At 71.6% G+C, this 20,021-nt stretch carries 19 protein-coding genes and 1 pseudogene; 11 read left to right on the top strand and 9 right to left on the bottom strand.

From position 1 onward, the window contains the following. Positions 1 to 32 precede the first annotated feature (32 nt). Positions 33 to 335 carry a chorismate mutase gene (locus ACT1U9_RS23750; RefSeq protein WP_188274206.1) on the bottom strand — a complete coding sequence of 101 codons (303 nt, stop codon included), beginning with the start codon at positions 333 to 335 and terminating at the stop codon, positions 33 to 35. An 11-nt stretch (positions 336 to 346) separates the two neighbouring features. Further along, positions 347 to 1,240 (bottom strand): helix-turn-helix domain-containing protein, encoded by an 894-nt coding sequence (locus ACT1U9_RS23745; protein ID WP_444534688.1) that lies wholly within the window; start codon positions 1,238 to 1,240, stop codon positions 347 to 349. A 131-nt stretch (positions 1,241 to 1,371) separates the two neighbouring features. On the opposite strand from ACT1U9_RS23745, the gene ACT1U9_RS23740 reads away from it, so the two are divergent. Together ACT1U9_RS23740 and ACT1U9_RS23735 are read left to right on the top strand one after the other, a co-directional pair. After that, positions 1,372 to 3,126, top strand: coding sequence for a glycoside hydrolase family 35 protein (locus ACT1U9_RS23740; RefSeq protein WP_444534687.1), 1,755 nt, complete (start codon positions 1,372 to 1,374; stop codon positions 3,124 to 3,126). Between the two features lie 57 nt (positions 3,127 to 3,183). Then, complete coding sequence (locus ACT1U9_RS23735; protein WP_444534686.1) at positions 3,184 to 3,600, top strand: enediyne antibiotic chromoprotein; 417 nt, start codon at positions 3,184 to 3,186, stop codon at positions 3,598 to 3,600. A 96-nt stretch (positions 3,601 to 3,696) separates the two neighbouring features. On the opposite strand, the gene ACT1U9_RS23730 is transcribed toward ACT1U9_RS23735, so the two are convergent. The 4 genes from ACT1U9_RS23730 to ACT1U9_RS23715 form a co-directional block, all read right to left on the bottom strand. Further along, positions 3,697 to 6,762 (bottom strand): endo-alpha-N-acetylgalactosaminidase family protein, encoded by a 3,066-nt coding sequence (locus ACT1U9_RS23730; RefSeq protein WP_444534685.1) that lies wholly within the window; start codon positions 6,760 to 6,762, stop codon positions 3,697 to 3,699. Positions 6,763 to 7,008: 246 nt separating this feature from the next. Next, positions 7,009 to 8,148, bottom strand: a complete 1,140-nt coding sequence (locus ACT1U9_RS23725; RefSeq protein ID WP_444534684.1) for a sensor histidine kinase — start codon at positions 8,146 to 8,148, stop codon at positions 7,009 to 7,011. Further along, positions 8,145 to 8,798, bottom strand: a complete 654-nt coding sequence (locus ACT1U9_RS23720) for a response regulator (RefSeq protein ID WP_444534683.1) — start codon at positions 8,796 to 8,798, stop codon at positions 8,145 to 8,147. Before ACT1U9_RS23720 ends, ACT1U9_RS23725 begins: the two co-directional genes overlap by 4 nt. A gap of 71 nt (positions 8,799 to 8,869) precedes the next feature. Further along, on the bottom strand, positions 8,870 to 9,652 hold the full coding sequence (locus ACT1U9_RS23715) for a S1 family peptidase (RefSeq protein ID WP_444534682.1): 783 nt from the start codon (positions 9,650 to 9,652) through the stop codon (positions 8,870 to 8,872). A gap of 226 nt (positions 9,653 to 9,878) precedes the next feature. Here ACT1U9_RS23715 and ACT1U9_RS23710 point away from each other — a divergent pair, with 226 nt between their 5' ends. From ACT1U9_RS23710 to ACT1U9_RS23675, 8 genes and pseudogenes are all read left to right on the top strand, one after another. After that, positions 9,879 to 10,784, top strand: a complete 906-nt coding sequence (locus ACT1U9_RS23710; protein WP_444534681.1) for a hypothetical protein — start codon at positions 9,879 to 9,881, stop codon at positions 10,782 to 10,784. A gap of 40 nt (positions 10,785 to 10,824) precedes the next feature. After that, positions 10,825 to 11,535, top strand: coding sequence for an ankyrin repeat domain-containing protein (locus tag ACT1U9_RS23705; protein WP_444534680.1), 711 nt, complete (start codon positions 10,825 to 10,827; stop codon positions 11,533 to 11,535). Between the two features lie 257 nt (positions 11,536 to 11,792). Further along, a pseudogene (locus ACT1U9_RS23700) lies at positions 11,793 to 12,947 on the top strand (ABC transporter substrate-binding protein). A gap of 67 nt (positions 12,948 to 13,014) precedes the next feature. Further along, positions 13,015 to 13,863: an ABC transporter permease gene (locus tag ACT1U9_RS23695; RefSeq protein WP_444539226.1), complete on the top strand. Its 849-nt coding sequence runs from the start codon at positions 13,015 to 13,017 to the stop codon at positions 13,861 to 13,863. Next, positions 13,851 to 14,702: an ABC transporter permease gene (locus tag ACT1U9_RS23690; RefSeq protein ID WP_444534679.1), complete on the top strand. Its 852-nt coding sequence runs from the start codon at positions 13,851 to 13,853 to the stop codon at positions 14,700 to 14,702. Before ACT1U9_RS23695 ends, ACT1U9_RS23690 begins: the two co-directional genes overlap by 13 nt. Next, complete coding sequence (locus tag ACT1U9_RS23685) at positions 14,699 to 15,757, top strand: ABC transporter ATP-binding protein (RefSeq protein WP_444534678.1); 1,059 nt, start codon at positions 14,699 to 14,701, stop codon at positions 15,755 to 15,757. Before ACT1U9_RS23690 ends, ACT1U9_RS23685 begins: the two co-directional genes overlap by 4 nt. After that, complete coding sequence (locus ACT1U9_RS23680; protein WP_444534677.1) at positions 15,754 to 16,404, top strand: HAD family hydrolase; 651 nt, start codon at positions 15,754 to 15,756, stop codon at positions 16,402 to 16,404. Before ACT1U9_RS23685 ends, ACT1U9_RS23680 begins: the two co-directional genes overlap by 4 nt. An 18-nt stretch (positions 16,405 to 16,422) precedes the next feature. Continuing rightward, positions 16,423 to 17,181, top strand: a complete 759-nt coding sequence (locus ACT1U9_RS23675) for a GntR family transcriptional regulator (RefSeq protein WP_444534676.1) — start codon at positions 16,423 to 16,425, stop codon at positions 17,179 to 17,181. 59 nt (positions 17,182 to 17,240) lie between these two features. Here the strand turns inward: ACT1U9_RS23675 and ACT1U9_RS23670 are convergent, their stop codons facing one another. Beyond that, positions 17,241 to 17,642: a ribonuclease domain-containing protein gene (locus ACT1U9_RS23670; RefSeq protein WP_444534675.1), complete on the bottom strand. Its 402-nt coding sequence runs from the start codon at positions 17,640 to 17,642 to the stop codon at positions 17,241 to 17,243. A 177-nt stretch (positions 17,643 to 17,819) separates the two neighbouring features. Here ACT1U9_RS23670 and ACT1U9_RS23665 point away from each other — a divergent pair, with 177 nt between their 5' ends. Next, the gene (locus ACT1U9_RS23665) at positions 17,820 to 18,290 is read left to right on the top strand and encodes a MarR family winged helix-turn-helix transcriptional regulator (protein ID WP_444534674.1); all 471 of its coding nucleotides are present in this window, start codon (positions 17,820 to 17,822) and stop codon (positions 18,288 to 18,290) included. A 42-nt stretch (positions 18,291 to 18,332) separates the two neighbouring features. Here ACT1U9_RS23665 and ACT1U9_RS23660 read toward each other — a convergent pair whose 3' ends face one another. Both ACT1U9_RS23660 and ACT1U9_RS23655 read right to left on the bottom strand, forming a co-directional pair. Next, the gene (locus ACT1U9_RS23660) at positions 18,333 to 19,217 is read right to left on the bottom strand and encodes an SDR family oxidoreductase (RefSeq protein WP_444534673.1); all 885 of its coding nucleotides are present in this window, start codon (positions 19,215 to 19,217) and stop codon (positions 18,333 to 18,335) included. A 1-nt stretch (position 19,218) separates the two neighbouring features. Beyond that, positions 19,219 to 20,007 carry an SDR family oxidoreductase gene (locus tag ACT1U9_RS23655; RefSeq protein WP_444534672.1) on the bottom strand — a complete coding sequence of 263 codons (789 nt, stop codon included), beginning with the start codon at positions 20,005 to 20,007 and terminating at the stop codon, positions 19,219 to 19,221. Positions 20,008 to 20,021 lie beyond the last annotated feature (14 nt).

Genomic DNA, 20,021 nt, shown 5'->3' with positions numbered 1-20,021 from the left:
CGTTGCGCTCTGAGCGCACGGGCGCTACGGCGTCAGGAAGACTTCGCGATCGTCTCGTGGTGCCTGATCACCTCGGCGATGATGAAGTTCAGCAGCTTCTCGGCGAAGGCCGGGTCCAGCTTGGCGTTCTCGGCGAGCCGCCGCAGCCGGGCGATCTGCTCGGTCTCGCGGGTCGGGTCCGCCGGGGGCAGCTTGTGCTGGGCCTTGAGGTGGCCGACCTGCTGGGTGCATTTGAAGCGCTCCGCGAGCATGTGCACGACGGCCGCGTCGATGTTGTCGATGCTGTCGCGGAGCCGGGCGAGCTCCGCCTGCACGGAGGGGTCGATCGTGGTCATGGTCGTCGAGCTTACGTGGCCCGGCCCGCGATCGTCGGAGGGTGTTCGGGATCCGGGACACGGCTGCTCCAGCCGCCGGGGACGGCCCGGCCCTGCTGCTCGCGGAAGCGGACCGGGGCGATGCCGACCCGGCGGGTGAACAGCCGGGAGAAATAGGCCGGGTCGTCGTACCCGACGCGCCGGGCCACGGCGGCGACCGGCAGCTCGGTGGCGGCGAGGAGTTCCTTGGCCCGGCCGAGCCGGATGCCGAGGAGGTAGTCCTTGGGGCTGCACCCGGCACCCCGGCGCACCGCGACGCGCAGCTCGGCAGGGGTCATCCCGTGCCGTGCCGCGTGCTCGGCGACCGACAGGGGCTGGAAGGCGTCGCGGGCGAGCGCCTGGAGGACCGGGTCGCCGTCGGGGGCCAGGTCGGCGCGGGCGCGGCGCAGGGCGACCAGGAGTTCATGGACGGCCGCGCCCGTCTCGACCTCCAGGAGCGGGTTGCCCCGGCGGGCCGCCCGCGCGATCTTCCCGACGGCGGCCCGGGCGCCCCCGGTGTCGGCGAGCGGGACGACCGGGCGGTCCGGCTCGATGTAGCCGAGCTCGGTGTAGGTGGCCGTCGCGGGCCCGGTGAAGTCGACGAAGGACTCGTCCCAGCCGGTCGCCGGGTCGGGCCCGTAGTGGTGCGGGACGCCCGGGGTGAGCCAGATCAGCGCGGGCGCGACGACCGCGACCCGCACCCCGTCCGCGCCCCGGAACCAGCCGCCGCCCGCGCAGACGACCACGGCCACATGGTGGTCGAGGGTGCGCGGCCCGACCGTGGGCAGCAGCCCGTGCTGCATCCCGACGCCGAGGCAGACCAGGCCGAGCCGATGATGGACCGGGCTCGGGGTGAAATAGCGCATCCAGGTGTGGTATCCACCCATTTCGCCGCCTCCCGTTCCGCACGTAGGCCCAACCCCTTGCGTCCAATCAGCGCCGATCTTTGTCCATGGACCGGCGGGGCGCCAGGGACAAAAGTGGCGGGGGCGAGCGGACGAGAGACGGGCGGGGGCCGGTGGCTGACTTCACCGTGGGTGACGAGGACTTTCTGCTGGACGGGCGGCCGGTGCGGCTGCTGTCGGGGGCACTGCACTACTTCCGGGTGCACGAGTCCCAGTGGGGCCACCGGCTGGCGATGCTGCGGGCGATGGGGCTCAACTGCGTCGAGACGTACGTTCCATGGAACCTGCACGAGCCGACGCCGGGCGAGTTCCGCGACCCCGGCGCGCTCGGCCGGTTCCTGGACGCGGCCGAGGCGGCCGGGCTGTGGGCGATCGTGCGCCCCGGCCCGTACATCTGCGCCGAGTGGGAGAACGGCGGCCTGCCGCACTGGCTGACGGGCCCCCTGGGGCGACGGGTGCGCACCCGGGACGCGGAGTATCTGGGCCATGTACGGCGCTGGTTCGGGGAGCTGCTGCCGCAGGTGGTGGCGCGGCAGATCGACCGGGGCGGCCCGGTGCTCATGGTGCAGGTCGAGAACGAGTACGGCAGCTACGGCTCGGACCAGGAATACCTGCGCGCCCTCGTCGGGCTGCTGGGCGAACTGGGCGTCTCCGTGCCGCTGTTCACCTCCGACGGGCCCGAGGACCACATGCTGACCGGCGGGTCGCTGCCGGGCTTGCTCGCCACCGCGAACTTCGGCTCGGACGCGCTCGGGGCCTTCGAGGTGCTGCGTCGTCACCAGCCGAAGGGACCGCTGATGTGCATGGAGTTCTGGTGCGGCTGGTTCGACCACTGGGGCGCGGAGCCGGTCGTACGGGACGCGCGCGAGGCGGCCGGGGCGCTGCGCGAGATCCTGGAGTGCGGCGCCTCCGTCAACCTCTACATGGCGCACGGCGGCACCAGTTTCGCGGGCTGGTCGGGCGCGAACCGGGACGGCGAGGCGCATGTCGGAAAGCTGCTGCCGGACGTGACGTCGTACGACTACGACGCGCCCGTCGACGAGGGCGGCCGCCCGACTCCGAAATTCTGGGCGTTCCGGAAAGTGCTCGCCGAGCACCAGGACGGCCCCCTCCCGCAACTCCCGCCTCCACCAAGGACGTTGGGCACCCCCGTCACCGTGCCGCTGACCAAGTGGGTGGCCGCCGAGGACGTACTGGAGGCACTGGGCTCACCCGAGAGCGAGTACGGGATACCGCCGACGTTCGAGGAGCTGGACGTGGACCGGGGCGTGGTGCGCTACCGGTTCGAGGTGCCGGGGCCCCGGCAGCCGTATCCGCTGCGGGTGGAAGGGCTGCGCGACCGGGCGGTCGTATACGTCGACGGGGTGCGGGCGGGGGTGCTGACCGAGGACGACGCGGTGCTGCCCGAGCCGGTGGCGGGGCCCGCCGCTGTCGAGCTGTGGGTGGAGTCGCTGGGGCGCGTCAACTACGGACCGAGGCTCGCCGAACCCAAGGGCATCACCGTCGGGGTACTCCACGAACGGCAGTTCCTGCACGGCGTACGCGCGCGTGGACTGCGGCTCGACGCGTTCGAGGACGCGGACCGGATGCGGCGGCTGCCGTTCCGTTCAACTGCGGAGAACAGCGGACAGGGTCTGTTTCAGGGCACGTTCGACGTTCAAGAACCCGGCGATGCCCGCCTTGAACTTCCGGGTCTGGTACGAGGTTTCGCCTGGGTGAACGGATTCAACCTCGGGCGTTACTGGTCCGCCGGACCACAGCGGTCCCTTCACGTCCCGGGAGCGGTGCTGCGGGAACAAGCCAATACGGTATGGGTTTTGGAGCTGGAGCTTGATGATTCAATCAATCCGGAAGTGAAATTCCACTAGCCTCGAAGAGCGCGAGGAAAGCGCGTTCCATCTCCCGTCGCACACATCGAGGTTGACATGAAGGATCTCATCACCCGGTCCCGCATCGCCAAGTTGGCCGCCTCCGGTGCCGCCGTGGCGGCGACCGTACTGCTCGCGACTCCGGCGAGCGCCGCGACCGCCATCTCGGTGACCCCGAACACCGGGCTCTCCGACGGCCAGACGGTCACGATATCGGCCTCCGGCTACACGCCCGGCGCCGCCGTGAACGTGGGCGAGTGCGCCTCGGCCACCGTCTGTTCCACGGATGTCAAGTACCTCACCGCCGACGCCAACGGCGCCGTCTCGGTGAGCTACAACGTCGCGAAGGCCTTCACCGCCAAGGACTGGTCCACGGGCAAGGACGTGACCGTGGACTGCGCCGCCGCGCAGTGCAACATCACCGCCTGGGAGCAGACCACCGGCAACACGGTCCAGACGATCGCCTTCAAGTAAGCAAACCGCCTCAACAAGCCCGTGATCTCCTCCTGATCATGTGAATCCCGCGGGCCGCCCCGTCCCCTCGTATCGGGGCGGCCCGCGTCCCTCCCGTCAGAGCTCGCGCACCTCGAAGGCGTCGAGCACGAACTCCGCCGTCCCGTCGTCGCCCGTCTTGCGCAGCCCGACCCAGACCTCACCACTCGCCGGGGCCGTGAACTCATAGGCGTAGACGGTTGGTTCGTTGGCCGACGGGAGTGCTTCGCGGCTCAGCTCACGCGTCGCCGAGCCGTCGTCGAGGCCGGTGATCCAGGCGTACTGGCCCGCCTTCTCGTTCTCGTATCGGAACGCGACGCGATAGCGCTTACCGGGGAGGAACCGGACGGTGAACGGAACCGTCCGGTAGACCAGCCCATCGTTCTCGCCGCGCGACTTCAGCGACTGACCGCCGTCGATCACGTCGTCGATCGCCTTGCCGTTCCAGCCGCGCTGGGTGTACGGCGCGTGCCGCTGCGCGATGTGGGTGCGCGGGTCGGTGGCGCCGCCCGCGTCGCCCTTGACGAAGACACCCCAGCCCTGTGGCACGTTCTCGAAGTCCTCGTACGCGAGCGTGCCCGCCTTGGCGGTGCGGCGCGCGGCGACGATCCGTACGTTGTCGAACCGCACCCGGGCGCTCCCGGCCTCCGCGCGCAGGGTCAGCTCGACCGGGCCGCCGCCCTCGGGGACGGTGAAGTACGTGAACATCCGCTGGAAGCGGGTGCCGTGCTTGCGGTCGGCGGCCACGTAGTTGCCCGCCGTGGACGTCGCCGTCCAGTTGCGCGCGGTGACGCCGTCGGCGGTGCGGGCCTCCAGGGCCGCCGTGCGCCGCTCGTCCGCCCGCTCCCCCACCTCGACCTGCACGGACGCCGCGTACTGCCCGGGTGCGAGGCGACTGAGGCGCTGGCCGACGGCGGCCGCCGTGCCCGCGCCGATCACCAGCTCGTAGTCGCCGAGCTCGCTGCGGCGCACGGACGCAGGGCCGCCGACCGTCCAGCCGTCCAGGGAGCCGGAGTTGAAGCCGGGGTCGTGCAGCAGGGTGCCCTGGCCCCAGCCTGGTCGGCGGGCGGCGACGCGGTCGCGGTAGACGACATACGGCTGGGCGGCCTCGGCGTCGAGGGTGACGCTCCCGGCGCGGACCGGCAGATCGCGTACGTGCACCCGCCCCTGGTCGGTCAGCCGGTACAGCGCCACCGACCGCGATCCGGCCCAGCCGCGCGGCAGCCGCCAACTAGTCGTCCCACCATCCGGGTTGTAGTGATACAGCTTCGCCGGATCAAGCGCGCTGCGCGGCTCCCATGGCAGCAGATAGGAACCGCCGTCGTACACCACGCGCGCGTCCGTCGTGATCCGGCGGACGCCGTCCGTGTCGGAGACGGCGGTGGCGGTCGGCCCGGAGAAGGTGATCTCGTGGTCGTTCCAGCGCCGGATCGGATACGCCTGGAGGTACTTGGCGGGCAGCGACTCGGTCCAGATCAGCCGGTAGAACGCCGTCCAGTCGGTCTTGCCGACCCAGCCCTCGAAGTTGCCCATATGGACATGGCCGAGCAGGGTCGGCCATTTGTTGGCGAACACGTCCTTCTGGTGGTTACGGAGGAAACGGATCAGCCGGGAGTTGATGCCGCGCGAGGTGTCGCCGCCGTAGTCGGTCTCGTTCGCCCAGTGCGACCAGAGCGAGGAGCGCTCCAGGCCGTGCCCCCACTCCGAGGCGACCAGCCAGCCCTGGTCGCGCAGGGCGCGCTGGAGGCGGTCGGAGGTCCAGCCGGACTCGCGGAAGACGTCGAGGTAGATCGCGTTGAGCGCGGGGTCCGCGTCCCGGCGCAGCTGCGCGAAGCGGCGCACGATGTCGCCGGAGACCAGGTCGCGGCGCTGGTCGATACGGTACGACTGGTCGAGCCAGTCCCACTGCTGGTTCTTCTTGTCGACCAGCGTCTCGGAGAAGGCGTGGGCGACGGGGTACGACTCGGTCGCGTTCACATGGACCGCGAAGTCGCTGTTCCACTTGCGGCCCTCGCGGACCAGGAAGTTGAGGTCTTCGAGACCGCCCGCGCGTTCGTTGTAGTTGCCCGCGTAGTCGGGGTGCGCCGAGTCGTGGCCCTCGGACTGATAGCCCTTGAGCAGCGTGAACTGGCGCAGGCCGTCCGTCGCGAGCGAGATCCGCTTGACGTTGTCGAGGGTGGCGAGGAACGGATTGGTGGCCTGCGAGGCGAAGTTGAAGGGGATGTGCGGGACGACACGCAGGTGCTGCTCGTCGGCGCCGAGCGGGGTCACCATGATCTCGCGCAGCGCGGTCGCCGCGTCCTGCCAGTCCACCGCGTTGCCGCCGCCCCGGCCCCTTGTGATGATCACGGTGGCGTACGGCAGCGGCTCTGTGGCGTCGACGGGGGCGGTCGCCGCGCGGTGCGTCCACTGGCCCGGGACCAGCTGCGCCGTGACGTGACCGCCCCGCTTCACCGTCCGGCGCCACAGCCGCCCGTTCTCCCAGGTGGTCCCGGCGGCGCTGTCGGGCTTGTCGTAGACGGTGTTGGTCTCGATCGCCCCGCCGAGGCCGTCGTGCGCGACGACGGCGTACGCGCAGCCGACGGGTGCGGTGTCCGTGACCGTGTCCTTGGTGACCAGGACCAGCGTGTCGCCGCTCTTCGCCTTGTCCAGCTGGATCTTGGCGGCGAGCAGCGCGGCGCCGGGCTGGTCGTCGCGTACGGAGAGCAGGGCGAGGCCGGGGATCTGGATCGTGCCGATCCGCAGCGCCGGGGTGTCGTGGATGCGGGTGATCCGCCAGTGGACTCGGTTGCCGTCGACGCGGATCTCCGCGCGGATCTCGGTGCCGTTGTCGAACGCGAGCGTGTACGTGATGTGGTCGCGGGTGGGGTGGGCGGTGACGTGGGGGGTGTGGGGTGCGCCGTCGATGAGGACGTCGTGGACGGGGTCCTCCTGTCCGTACAGCCGGGCGCCGGTGGTTCGGTCGGTGTACGAGATCACGCGCGGGAACCGGGTGTCGACGCGTACGTCCAGGTCTCGGGAGCGGATGACGCACTCGGTGGCCGCGCTGGCGGTGCCGTTCACCCCGAGGGCGACCCCGGCTCCGGCCAGCGCGGTGACCGCGACCACCGTCCTCCGCTTCGGTCCGCGTACTTCGGCGTCCACGCTTCCTCCTCGTGCCGGGGGGTCGGTGCGGTCACCTTGGGCCGGGGGGTGTGGGTGCGCCCATGGACAAAGGGGAGGGGGTCTTGGACTAAGTGTTCGTCTGCGGGCCGGCGGGGGCTGGTCGCGCAGTTCCCCGTGCCCCTAAAGGCCTGCGGCTGAGCCAAGTTCTCGGGATCAGGCGGACTACCTAAGGGGCGCGGGGAACTGCCCGAGCAACCCCCACCGGGCCGCAGACGAACCACCGGCTCACTCCAGCGGCAGGACCGCCAGCACCAGCCACCCGCCCTCCGGCGACGGGCCCGCCGTCAACTCGCCGCCCAGCGCCGACACCCGCTCCGTCAGGCCCGCGAGGCCGAACCCGTCGCCCCGGGCGGAAAGCGGGAGACGAGCCGCCCGGGAGCCGTCGTCGGCGACCCGGACCTCCAGGCCCGACCCGACCACCCGCAGCCCCACCCGCACCGCACTCGCATCCCCCGCATGCTTGCGGACGTTCGTCAACGCCTCACGCACCACGCGATACGCCGCGGCCGCGACCTCGCCGGGCACACGCGCCTCCAGGCCGGGCTCGACGTGCAGCACGGCCGGCGGGCCCGCCAGGGAGAAACGGTCGGCCAGTTCGCGGATCTGCGCGAGACCCGCGACCGGCTCCGTCTCGGGATCGCCCGCACGCAACACCCGCACCAGACGCCGCATCGCACTCAGCGCCTCACCCCCCGCGTCCTCGATCCGGCCGAACGTGTCGGCCGCCCGCTGCCCCTCTACCGAGGTGAACCGGGCCGCGCGGGCCTGGACGACGATGCCGGTGACATGGTGGGCGATCAAGTCGTGCAGCTCACGCGCGAGTTCGAGGCGCTCGGCCTGCCGTACGGCCTGGAGATCGCGCACCCGCTGCCAGGACTGGGCGCGCAGCAGCAGCGAGTACGCGCTGACCACCACCGTCAGCACCGCGAAGAGCAAGGTGAACCGGCCGGGCGAGGCATCCCGCACCGGCACCGCCGTACAGCCGAGCCCGAGCAGCGGGCCGAGGACGGCGGCGGTGCGCGACGGCGCCCGCAGCAGCACGGCCGACAGCAGGACAAGGAGCGCCACCGCCTCGCCCATCCCCCAGACGATCTCCGGCCGGTCGAAGAACATCAGCCCCGTCGCGGTCCAGGTGACGGCCGCCGCGACCCAGGCCCGTACGACCATGGGAACCCCCGGCCAGGGCAGCGCGCACAGACAGACCACCAGGCCCGAGGCCCAGACGATCGCGTGCGGCCGGGTGGGCTGGCGGGCGAGCGCCAGGCCCTCGAAGACCACCAGGCCGACGAGGACCGCGGCGAGCGCCACGCGGGCGGCCTCGGCCGCGTGCGGATGGGTGCGCAGCCAGGTGCGTACGGGACTCACGCCGCGCCCGTGGCCAGGCCGCTCTCCCAGGCCCAGGCGGCGATCTCCACCCGGTTCCGGGCCCCGAGCTTGCCCTGCACATTGGCCAGATGGGTCTTCACGGTGGAGAGGGAGACATACAGGTCGGAGGCGATCTCGGCGTTGGTGGCGCCGCGCGCCAGGCACCGTACGACATCGCGTTCGCGCTCGGTGAGGGGTTCGGCGGGGCGGCGCACGGACCCGGCGGGCCGGGCGGTGGCGAGCTCCTTCAGCAGCCGGACCGTGATCGCCGGGGAGACCAGCGAGTCACCGGCGGCGGCCGCCCGGACCGCCTCGACCAGCATCTCGGGGCTCGCGTCCTTGAGCAGGAACCCCGAGGCGCCGCCGTGCAGGGCGGCGTGGACGTATTCGTCCAGGTCGAAGGTGGTGACGATGACGATGCGCGGGCGCTCGCGGCCCGAGAGGCGCCGGGTCACCTCCAGGCCGTCGAGGCCGGGCATCCGGATGTCGAGGAGCAGGACGTCCGGGTCGAGCCGGTCGACCGCCGCGAGCGCGGCCGGGCCGTCCGGGACGTCGTCCAGGACCTCGATGTCGGACCGGCTCTCCAGGATCATGCGGAACCCGGTCCTGACCATCTCCTGGTCGTCCGCGATGACCACTGTGATCGGCATGTCCCTATATGACCAGGTTCGGCCGGACGCCCGCAAATTCCGGGCGCCCGGCCACAAAGGCGATCACACCATCACAGCGTCGCGGCCGCCTGCGCTATGTCGGCGGCGAAGGTCGAGACCTCGCTGTAGACGCCGGGATAGCCGGGCTCGGCGCATCCCTGGCCCCAGCTGACGATGCCGACCTGGATCCAGGCATTGCTGTTGTCCTTGCGGAACATGGGTCCACCGGAGTCGCCCTGGCAGGTGTCGACGCCGCCCTGCTGGAGGTAGCCGGCGCAGATCTCGTCACCGGGGACGAGGTCGCCGCCGTACGCGGCCTGGCAGTCCGCGTCGGAGACGAACGGGACCGTCGCCTTGTAGAGATAGCGCTGCTGGCCGCCGCCCTCGCTGCGGGCGCCCCAGCCGGCGATGGTGAAGGTGCCGTTGTTGAACTCGGTGGTGGTGGCGATCTTGAGCGTGGGCTGGCTGACCGGCTTGGCGAGCTTGATCAGCGCCCAGTCCTTGCCCTTGCCGTTGTAGCCGGGCGCCTGGAGCACCTCGGTCGACTTCACCTTGACGGCGCTGCCGCTCTGGAGGTCGACGACGCCCGTGGTGGCCGTGATGGAGGTGTTCGCGCCGGAGCCGTCCACACAGTGGGCGGCGGTGAGCACGATCTGCCGGCTGTAGAGGGCGCCGCCGCAGCCCATGGAGAGGCGGACCATGAACGGGAACTCGCCCTGGGCCGCGCGGGTTCCGCCGACGACGGGCATCGGGGAGGCGGTGGCGCCGGTGGCGGGTTGCAGGGTGACCGCCGCGAGGGTGACCGCCGCGACGGCCACGCATCTCTTGAGCGCACGCACGATGGTGTTCTTCAAGGAACTGCCTTTCGTGGGGGGTTGGAGAGCCACACCCCGGCACGCCCGGTCCCGTACGCCGCTCGCGCAGCGCATGTCATGGGCGCGTCAAAGCGTGTCCGAGGATTATCCGGAACCCGCCGTACCCGCTACAAGGAGCACTTTCCGGCCAGGCGTACTGCACCACCGGCCGCGCCATGACCGCCGTACAGTGGAGGCCGGTTCACCGTCGTACGGGGGTGCCAGCGTGTCCCACGAGAGCGCGGCCGGGTCCAGTCCGGTCGTCCACGGATATCCGCACCTCGACACCGTGCGGGCGGCGATCACCGCGCTGCACAAGCGGCTGTCGTACGACGGGCTCCAGTCGTACGCGACGAGCGTGCTGCCCGCCGACGTGGCCTTCGCCGACCAGGACGACCTGCACCTCGGGGCCCAGCGGGTGGCCCGGGCGCTGGTCCAGCACCTGCGGCTGCCGGAGGCCCGGATGATCGTGGGCTTCCGCGAGATGCAGCACGCGGCGGCGGTCGAACTCGCGGCGGGACCGGAGTACTTCATCGAGCTCAACGACCGCTTCCGGCACCACCGGCGGGACATCGGGGCCGCGCTCGCGCACGAGATCACGCATGTGCTGCTGCACCGGCTCGACCTCTCGTTCCCGGGCACGCGCGACAACGAGATCCTCACCGACACCGCGACCACCTATCTGGGCGCGGGGTGGCTGCTGCTCGACGCGTTCCGGGAGGACGGCGTCTCCAGCCAGAAGCTCGGCTATCTCACACCGGAGGAGTTCGGTTACGTCCTGGCCAAGCGGGCGGCCGTGTTCGGCGAGGACCCCTCACCGTGGTTCACCAGCCCTCAGGCGTACCCCGCGTACACGGCGGGCCTCACCCAGGCCCGGCGCGACCTCCAGCAGCCACCGCTGGTGGCGGCGGGCTGGGCGGGACGGCGGCGCTACGCGAAGGACCGCCGCTACGCGAACGAGAACGGCGGCCTGTCGACCGGCGGGCTCCCGTACTCCTTCGAGAACGACCGCGGGGAGCTGCGGGTCTGCTTCGCGTGCCCGACGTGTCATCAGCGGATCCGGGTACCCGTGCGGGGGCGCGTACGGGCGCGATGCGCGCTGTGCCGCACGGTCCTGGAGTGCGACACCTGATGACGATCATGGATGGGGCTTTCGAACGTAAGGTCGACATATGGACCTGTTCGAGGCGGTACTGGCCGGTGACGACGACGCGGTGATGTGGGCGCTGCGGTCGGGGGCGGCCGCGGAGAGCGTGGACGCGGAGGGCACGACCGCGCTCTATCTGGCCGCCGTCGAGAACCGGCCGGGCGCGGTCCGGCTCCTCCTCGCCGCGGGCGCCGACCCCGAGCGCGCGAGCGGCCCGGACGCGTCGGACCTGCCGCTGTGCGGCGCGGCGTGCGGCGGCCACACCGAGGTCGTACGCTCCCTGCTCGCGGCCGGCGCCCACCCGGACCTGCGCGAGTCCTTCGGCTTCACGGCCATGACGTGGTCGGTACGCCTGGGCCACGCCACCACGACGGCGGCCCTGCTCGCAGCGGGCGCCGACCCGTCCCTGCCGGGCCCGACGGGCGAACCGCTCCTGGTCCTGGCAGCCCGCCGAGGCTCCCTACCGACGGTGCGCACACTGCTGCGATACGACGCACCGGCCCGCCGCGAGGCCCTGACAGAGGCCCGCCGCTGGCTCACCCGCGACATCGCGGACGAACTGCGCCGACAACTGGTCCGGACGTACGGCGAGGAGATAGAGACGGCAGTCCGCCGGGTGAAGGACGAGGACGGCGTGACGATAGTGGCGGAGGCAAGGCGAGACGGAACGGTCTGGGCAACCGTGGACCAGCAAACCGCGCACGCGGAGATAGCAACACTCCTGGAGGCCCCCTAAGGGGCGCGGGGAACGGCGCGACCAGCCCCCACCGGCCCGCAGCCAACGAACACACCCTCGACCTGGCCAAAAGGCGCCAGCCGTCGCGGCCGAAAATCGCCCCAACCCGCCGTCCGCCAGGACCACCCCCGCCTCCCCCCGTTAACCGCGGAGTCACGCACCACCCCCGTAATGAAGGAGTTGTCTGTACAACAGTTGGCTGTACAACTCCGTACGGCCTCGCCCCTCATGGAGCCCACGTGACGACCGCCCCCCGTATACGCCGCACCACCGGTATCGCCCTCGCGCTCACCGCATCCGCGTTCGCCCTCGCCGCGTGCGGCGCCAAGAGCGACGCCAAGTCCGTCGACTCGGCCGGGAAGGGCGGCGGGCAGAACATCGCGACCGCCGCGACCGCCAAGGACGCGGGCGGCATGGACGCGCTCGTCACCGCCGCCAAGAAGGAAGGCACGCTCAACGCGATCGCCATCCCCCGCGACTGGGCCAACTACGGCGCGATCATCGACGGGTTCAGCAAGAAGTACGGCATCAAGGTCGCCGTCGACAACCCGGACGGAACCAGCCAGGACGAGATCAACGCCGTCAAGACCCGCAAGGGCCAGGACCGCGCCCCCGACGTCCTCGACCTCGGCGCCTCGTTCGCGCAGGCCGCGGCCCAGCAGGGCCTGACCGCCCCGTACCGCGTCGAGGCGTACGACAAGATCGCCGAGGGCCAGAAGGACGCGCAGGCGCGCTGGTTCAACGACTACGGCGGCTATGTCTCGATCGGCTGCGACGCCAAGCGCGTCAAGGAGTGCCCGCAGACCTTCGCCGATCTGCTGAAGCCCCAGTACAAGGGGCAGGTCGCGCTGAACGGCAACCCCACCAAGTCGGGTTCCGCGTTCGCCGGTGTGTACGCGGCCTCGCTCGCGAACGGCGGTTCGTTCGACGACATCCAGCCCGGCCTCGACTTCTTCGCCAAGCTCAAGAAGAGCGGGAACTACAACCCCGTCGAGTCCACCCCGGCCACCGTCGAGAAGGGCGAGACCCCGATCAGCATCGACTGGGACTACCTCAACGCCGGTTACGGCGAGGAGTTCAAGTCCAAGGGTCTGGACTGGAAGGTCGCCGTGCCCACCGACGGCGTCTACGCCCAGTACTACTCGCAGGCCGTCAACAAGGACGCCCCGCACCCGGCGGCCGCGCGGCTGTGGCAGGAGTACCTGTACTCCGCCGAGGGCCAGAACCTGTGACTGAAGGGGCACGCCCGCCCGGCGCTCATGAGCGTCATGGAGCAGGACGGCACCCTCGACAAGGACGCGGCGGCCAAGCTCCCGAAGGTCGCGGGCACCCCGAAGTTCCCCAGCGAGCAGCAGACCGCCCGGGCGAAGACGGTCCTCGCCCAGGGCTGGGCCAAGGCGATTTCGGGCTGACGCTGTGACGATCGAGACCACCACCCCGGCCGGGGCTTCGGCCCCGGCCCGGGCGGCCACAACTGCCGTGGCGGACAAGGCGGTTACCAAGCACCGCCGTCCCGGCCCCTGGCTCGCCGCCGTCCCGCTGCTCCTCTTCGTCGCGCTCGCCTTCGGCCTCCCGGCGATCGCGATGCTCGACGGGGCGCTGACGGTGAACGGTTCGTACGGCCTGGCCAACCTGGACGCGTCCGTGCACGGCGCCTACCGCACCGCGCTGCTCGGCAGCCTCAAGCTCGCGGCCACCACCGCCGCGATCGGCTCGGTGCTCGGGCTGCTGCTCGCGCAGGCCGTCGTCACCTCGCGCGGCAAGGTGCTGCGCGAGAGCGTGCTCACCGCGTCCGGCGTCCTCGCCAACTTCGGCGGCGTGCCGCTCGCCTTCGCCTTCGTCGCGACGCTGGGCAACGCCGGTGTGCTCACCACCCGCCTCGGGCTCGGCGACCACGGCTGGAGCCTCTACAGCTTCTGGGGCCTGGCGATCACGTATCTCTACTTCCTGATCCCGCTGATGGTGCTCACCGTGGCGCCCGCGCTCGACGGGCTGCGCCCGCAGTGGCGCGAGGCGGCCCTCAACTCCGGTGCGAGCACCTGGCAGTACTGGCGGCACGTCGGTATCCCGGTGCTGCTGCCGACCCTGCTCGGCGGGTTCGTGCTGCTCTTCGGCAGCGCCTTCGCCGCGTACGCCACGGCCGCCGCGATGGTCGGCAGCTCGGTGCCGCTGGTGACGCTCCAGATCGCGGACGCGCTCTCCGGCAACGTCCTGCTCGGCCAGGAGAACGTGGCGCTCGCGCTCAGCCTCGACATGGTCATGGTCGCGGCCCTCGTCATGGCCGTCCACCTGCCCCTGACGCGAAGGAGCGCCCGATGGCTCGCCTGACGCAGCCGCTGCGCCCGTGGCGCGGCGCGGTCCTCGGCGTGGCCGGGGTCTACTTCCTGGTCCCGCTGCTCGCCGCCGCGGTCTTCACGATCGACATCCCGAATCAGGGCCTCACCCTCTCCTCGTACACCCAGATCTTCGCCGCCGACGGCTTCAGCACCGCGCTGCTGCTCTCCCTCGGCCTCGGGCTCACCACGGTCGCGCTCGCGCTGGTCCTGACGGTCCCGGCCGCGCTCGCCGTGCGGCTCTCGGGGTCGGGACGGCTGCGGGCGGTCCTGGAGACGGTGTGCACGCTGCCGCTGGTGGTGCCGCCGGTGGCGCTGGTGGCCGGGATCGGGACGGTCCTGAAGTGGGGCCCTGACCACCTCTCCACCACCCCGCTGTACCAGACGTTCGTGGCCATCCAGAATCCCGACTTCCCCGTCATCCTGGTCCTGGCGTACGTGGTGATGGCGCTGCCGTTCGTCTACCGCTCGCTCGACGCGGGGCTGCGCGCCGTCGACGTCCGTACGCTCGTCGAGGCCGCCCGGGATCTGGGCGCGTCCTGGCCGCGTGCGATCTTCTCGGTGGTGCTGCCCAATCTGCGGACCGCGCTGCTCAACGCGTCGTTCCTGGCGCTCGCGCTGGTCCTCGGCGAGTTCACGGTGGCGCAGCTGCTCGGATTCCAGCCGTTCGCGGTGTGGATCGTGCAGGCGTCCGGCTCCAACGCCCAGTTGTCGGTGGCCGTCTCGCTGCTCAGCCTGGTGCTGACCTGGGTGCTGCTGCTCGTCGTGACGGGCCTGGCCCGCACCCGCTTTCGTATCCCCGTCCGCAAGAACAAGAAGGAGGCGGGCGCGTGACGATCACCGACGCACCTGCGCGCACCGGAACCGCCCTGAAGATCCGGGGGCTACGCCGCACCTTCGGCTCGGCCGTCGCGCTCGACGGGCTCGACCTCGATGTCGCGCCCGGTGAACTCCTCGCCCTGCTCGGCCCGTCGGGCTGCGGCAAGACCACGGCGCTGCGGGTCCTCGCGGGCTTCGAGCGGCCGGACGCCGGGCAGGTGCTGCTGGACGGCGAGGACATCGTGCCGGTGCCGGCCAACCGGCGCGACACCGGGATGGTCTTCCAGTCGTACAGCCTCTTCCCGCATCTGACGGTGGCCGAGAACGTCGCCTTCGGGATGCGGATGCGCAAGGTCGCGGCGGCCGAACGCCGGTCGCGCGCCGCCGAGTTGCTGGAGCTGGTGGGCCTGCCCGACCACGGCACCCGCTTTCCGCACCAGCTCTCCGGCGGTCAGCAGCAGCGGGTCGCGCTGGCCCGCGCGCTCGCGCTGCAGCCCCGCCTGCTGCTGCTCGACGAGCCGCTGTCCGCGCTCGACGCCAAGGTGCGCGTCAGCCTGCGCGAGGAGATCCGCCGCCTCCAGCTGGAGCTCGGCATCACCACGGTCTTCGTCACGCATGACCAGGAGGAGGCGCTGTCGATGGCCGACCGGGTCGCGGTGATGCACGGCGGGCGCCTCGAACAGTGCGCGAGCCCGGCCGAGTTGTACGACCGTCCGGCGACGCCGTTCGTGGCGTCCTTCATCGGCACGATGAACCGCGTCCCGGGCCGCCCGACGGCGGACGGGCAGGCCGAGGTCCTGGGCGTCACGCTCCCGGTGGACGGGCCGGTCGCCGGTGCCACCGAGTTCCTGCTGCGGCCCGAGGCACTGGACGTCACGGAGGGCGGCCCGGACCAGGTGACCGGCAGCGCCTTCCACGGCGCGAGCACCCGGCTGCACATCCGGCTCGCGGACGGAACCCAGGTCAAGGCCGACCTCCCCTCGCACGCGGCGGGCGCGTTCGGCGCGGGCGCTGCCGTGACCGTACGGCCGCAGCGGCGTCCGGTGCTGGCGGCGGGTGAGGACGCGTGAGCGGGCTGCGGGCCGTCCTGTTCGACATGGACGGCACCCTGGTGGACACCGAGGCGGCCTGGGTCGAGGTCGTCGAGCAGGTCTCGGCCCGGCACGGTTACGTCCTGGCCGGTGCGGGGCGGCGAGCCGTCTACGGGCGGTCGGTGGAGGACACGGCCGCGATGCTGAGCGAGCCACTGAACGAGCAACAGGCGGTCCTTGCCGCCGAGTTGGGCGATGGATTCGCGGCGCGGCTCGCGGACGGGGCCGAGCCCCGGCCGGGCGCGGTCCGGCTGTTGTCGGTGCTGCGCGAGCACGGGGTGCCGACCGCGCTGGTGTCGGCCTCGCCCCGAGCCGTGGTCGACAAGGTGGCGGCCTCGCTGGCCGGGCACCGCTTCGACGCGGTCTACGGCGCGGAGGACACCGTACGGACCAAGCCCGCGCCCGATCCGTATCTGGCGGCAGCGGCGGCCCTCGGGGCGGAGCCCTCGCGGTGTGTCGCCGTCGAGGACACGGTGACCGGTGTGACGTCGGCGGAGGCGGCGGGATGCGCGGTGCTCGCGGTGCCGTCCATGGAACCCATCGCGCCCGCGGCGGGCCGAACGGTGCTGGCTAGTCTGGAGGAAGCGGATCTCGCGTTGCTCCGCTCGCTGATCCGCACCGGCTGACACATCCAGGGGGAGAACGTGGCAGGCAAGGCGCCGCTGTACCGGAAGGTGGCCGGCGATCTGCGGGCCGCCATCACCGCGGGCGAGTACGGGTCGGGGGCGCGGCTGCCCGCCGAGGACGAACTCGCCCGCACCTACGGGGTGTCCAGGGGAACGATCCGCCAGGCGCTCGGCGCGCTGCGGGCCGACGGCCTGGTGACCTCGCGGCGCGGTGCGCGGCGGGTGGTGCTCGGCGGGGCCGGCGGGGCGCGGCTGCAGAGCTTCGAGGAGCTGCGGTCCTTCGCGCGCTGGGCCCGCTCGCTGGGCGAGGTGCCGGGCGGCCGGACGGTCTCGGTGGACCCCGGCGAGGCGAGCGAGGAGGAGGCGTACCATCTGCGACTGCCGCTGGGAGAGCGGGTGTTCCGGGTGCTGCGGGTGCGTACGCTGTCCGGCGCGCCGGTGATGGTGGAGCGCACCACGTATCCGGAGCGGGTGGGCGAGCTCGTACTCGCGATGGACCCGCAACTCGCCTCGCACGCGGATGAGTTGGAAGCGCACGGAATACTGTTCGTCGACGCCCATCACACGATCGACGTGGTCCCGGCGGACGCGGCCGACGCGGAACTGCTGGGCTGCGGGGCCGGGGAGGCCCTGCTCCGTGAACGCCGCCGCTCCACCGACCCGGCGGGGCTGCCGCTCGAATGGTCCCAGGACCGCTATCTCCCGGGCACGGTGGCGTTCACGGTGCGGAACTCGACCGGGTCGCGCGCGATGGGCAGGAGCCTCGGCGGCTCCTGACCATCGGCGCTTTTCGGCCGTACGGATCTCTCAGGTCGAGCGGGACTTGAGGCTGCGGCTCAGCAGCCGAAGTCGATCAGGTTGAAGGTCGCGTAGTGGTCCGAGGTGTAGTAGTCCTCGTTGTCCTGCTCACCGGTGACGACGCGGCGGGCGCCGCGCGTCGGAGCGCCGGGCGTCACGACGGTGTACTCGTGGTAGTAGCCGCTCGACTCCGACGGCAGGACGTGCTCGCGGTTGGTGAAGACCACCCCGTCCTGCGAGTACGGGAACGGGCCGCCCTGCGCGATCAGGTCGAGCGTGTCGTGCGCCTGCGAGGGCAGGGCCCCGTAGCAGATGCTGCCGGTCGACTGGGTGGACGCGGTGGCCGTCAGCGCGGACGGGCCGACGAGGAGGGTCGCGGCGAGGGCGGCGACGCCGCCGAGCGTGGCGAGACGCTTGGTTATGCGTGGGGGGTTACTCATGCGTCACATGATGACGCGCGTAGAGCGGGGTTAGTCAACGCCAAAATCATTGAATTTCCCACGAGTTAACCTGCGGCACCCTGGCGTAACGGAGGCGTCCACCGCTATTTGTCACAAGGGGGATAATTTAGCCATTCTTTCGTTTCAGCAAACTAAGGAGTTGCTACTCTCCCCCGCATGGACGACAGCAACGGCACTGACCGCGCCAAGGCGGTCGAAGACCTTCTGAGCGTGGCGCGCGAACACAGCGGCGTCACGGTGATGTTCCACACCGCCGTCGCCGGAAAGCAAGGCCTCGGCGCCTCGGAGAGCAAGACGCTCGATCTGCTCGAACGGTTCGGCCCGCTCACCGCCAAGGACCTCTGCCAGCACACCGGCCTCGCCCCCGCCTCCGTCACCGGTCTCGTCGACCGCCTGGAGACCAAGGGCTTCGTACGCCGCGCCAAGCATCCCACCGACAAGCGCCGCGTACTCATCGAGATCCGCCGGGAGAACGTGGCCGGTCTGAAGCGGTTCTTCGCGGACTGGTCCAGCGAAATGGCGCTGTTCTGCGACGAGTTCACGACGGACGAGCTGAAGAGCGTCGTACGGTTCCTGGCCGGTACGAGCACGCTGCAACGGGAGGCCGCGACCCGGCTGACGTCGTAACCCGGCCACCCTCTCCGCCGCGAACCGTCCCCGGTCTCCCCTTCACCCCGCCCCGTACACAGCCCCCGGCGCCTGCGCCCGCTCCAGCAGTTCGCGTGCCGTCGCGCCCGCCTCCGCCGGGGTCCTACGGGCACCCCTGTCCGCCGTCGGGCCCGGACGCCAGCCCTCCATCACGGTGATCCGGCCCGCCTCGGCCTCGAAGACGCGGCCCGTGACACCGTCGCTCGCGGCCGAGCCGAGCCAGACCACCAGGGGCGCCACATCCTCGGGTTCGGCCGCGAGATCGGCGAAGGCACGTTCCGTCATACGGGTGCGTGCCGCCGGGGCGATCGCGTTGACCTGGACGCCGTAGCGGGCGAGTTCGGCCGCCGCGACCAGGGTCAGACCGACGATCCCGGCCTTGGCGGCCGCGTAGTTGCCCTGCCCGACGCTCCCCAAAAGCCCGGCGCCGGACGTGGTGTTGACGACCCGGGCCACCGGCCGTCGCCCCGCCTTCGACTCCGTACGCCAGTACGCGGCCGCCTCCCGCAGCGGCAGGAAGTGGCCCTTGAGGTGGACGCGCATCACCGCGTCCCAGTCGTCCTCGTCGAGGTTCACCAGCATCCGGTCCCGCAGGAAACCCGCGTTGTTGACGAGCGTGTCCAGTCGGCCGAAGGTGTCGAGCGCCGCCTCGACCAGTGAGGCCGCGCCCTTCGCCGTCGCGATGTCCCCGCCGTGCGCGACCGCCTCGCCGCCCGCCGCCCGGATCTCGTCGGCCACGTGCTGGGCGGGGCTGTCGGAGCCGGGGGTGCCGTCGAGGCCGACGCCGAGGTCGTTGACGACGACCTTCGCGCCTTCGGCCGCGAACGCCAGGGCGTGGGCGCGGCCGAGACCCCGCCCTGCGCCGGTCACGGCCACGACCCGGCCCGCACTCATGCCAGAAGTCATCTCAACTCCCTGTGTTTTCCGATGTGTTGACCGTTGCCGCGTCCAAGAACGCCGGGCGTTCTCCCCCGCCGTGGACCAGGAGGGAGGCGCCGGTGATGTACGAGGCCGCGTCGGAGGCGAGGAAGACGGCTGCGGCGCCCACGTCGGAGGGCTCGGCCAGTCGCCCGAGCGGCACGGTCCGCTCCACGGCAGCAACCCCCTGTGCGTCCCCGTAGTGGAGATGCGCGAGCTCGGTGCGGACCATGCCCAGGACCAGGGTGTTGACCCGCACTTCGGGCGCCCACTCCACCGCCATCGAGCGGGCCAGGCTCTCCACCCCGGCCTTGGCTGCGCCGTACGCGGCGGTCCCGGGCGAGGGGCGCGTACCGCTGACGCTGCCGATCATGACGACCGAGCCGCCTGACGTACGCAGGTACGGGTACGCGGCGAGGGTAGCGGTCAGCGGTGCGGTGAGGTTGAGGGCGATCACGCGCGCGTGGCGCTCGGCGTCGGACTCGCCTCGGCCTTCCGCGAGCAGCCGGTACGGCGTGCCGCCCGCGTTGTTGACGAGGAGGTCGAGGTGCCCGTACGCCGTCGCGACCGCGTCGAAGAACTCCCGTACCGCCTCGCCATCGCGCAGGTCGACCGGGCGGAACTCGGCCTCGCGGCCCGCCACTTGGACCGGCCGGTCCGGTGGGCGCCGGGCACAGACCACGACGTCGGCGCCCGCCGCGAGGAGCGCCCGTGCGATGCCCGCGCCGACGCCCCGGGTGCCCCCGGTGACGACCGCAGCCTTCCCGGCCAGCTCCATCCGCTGCTACCTTC

Origin of the sequence: Streptomyces sp. BR1, assembly GCF_052373795.1 — a bacterium.
Lineage (GTDB): Bacteria > Actinomycetota > Actinomycetes > Streptomycetales > Streptomycetaceae > Streptomyces.
This window is presented reverse-complemented; position numbering and strand designations above follow the sequence as displayed.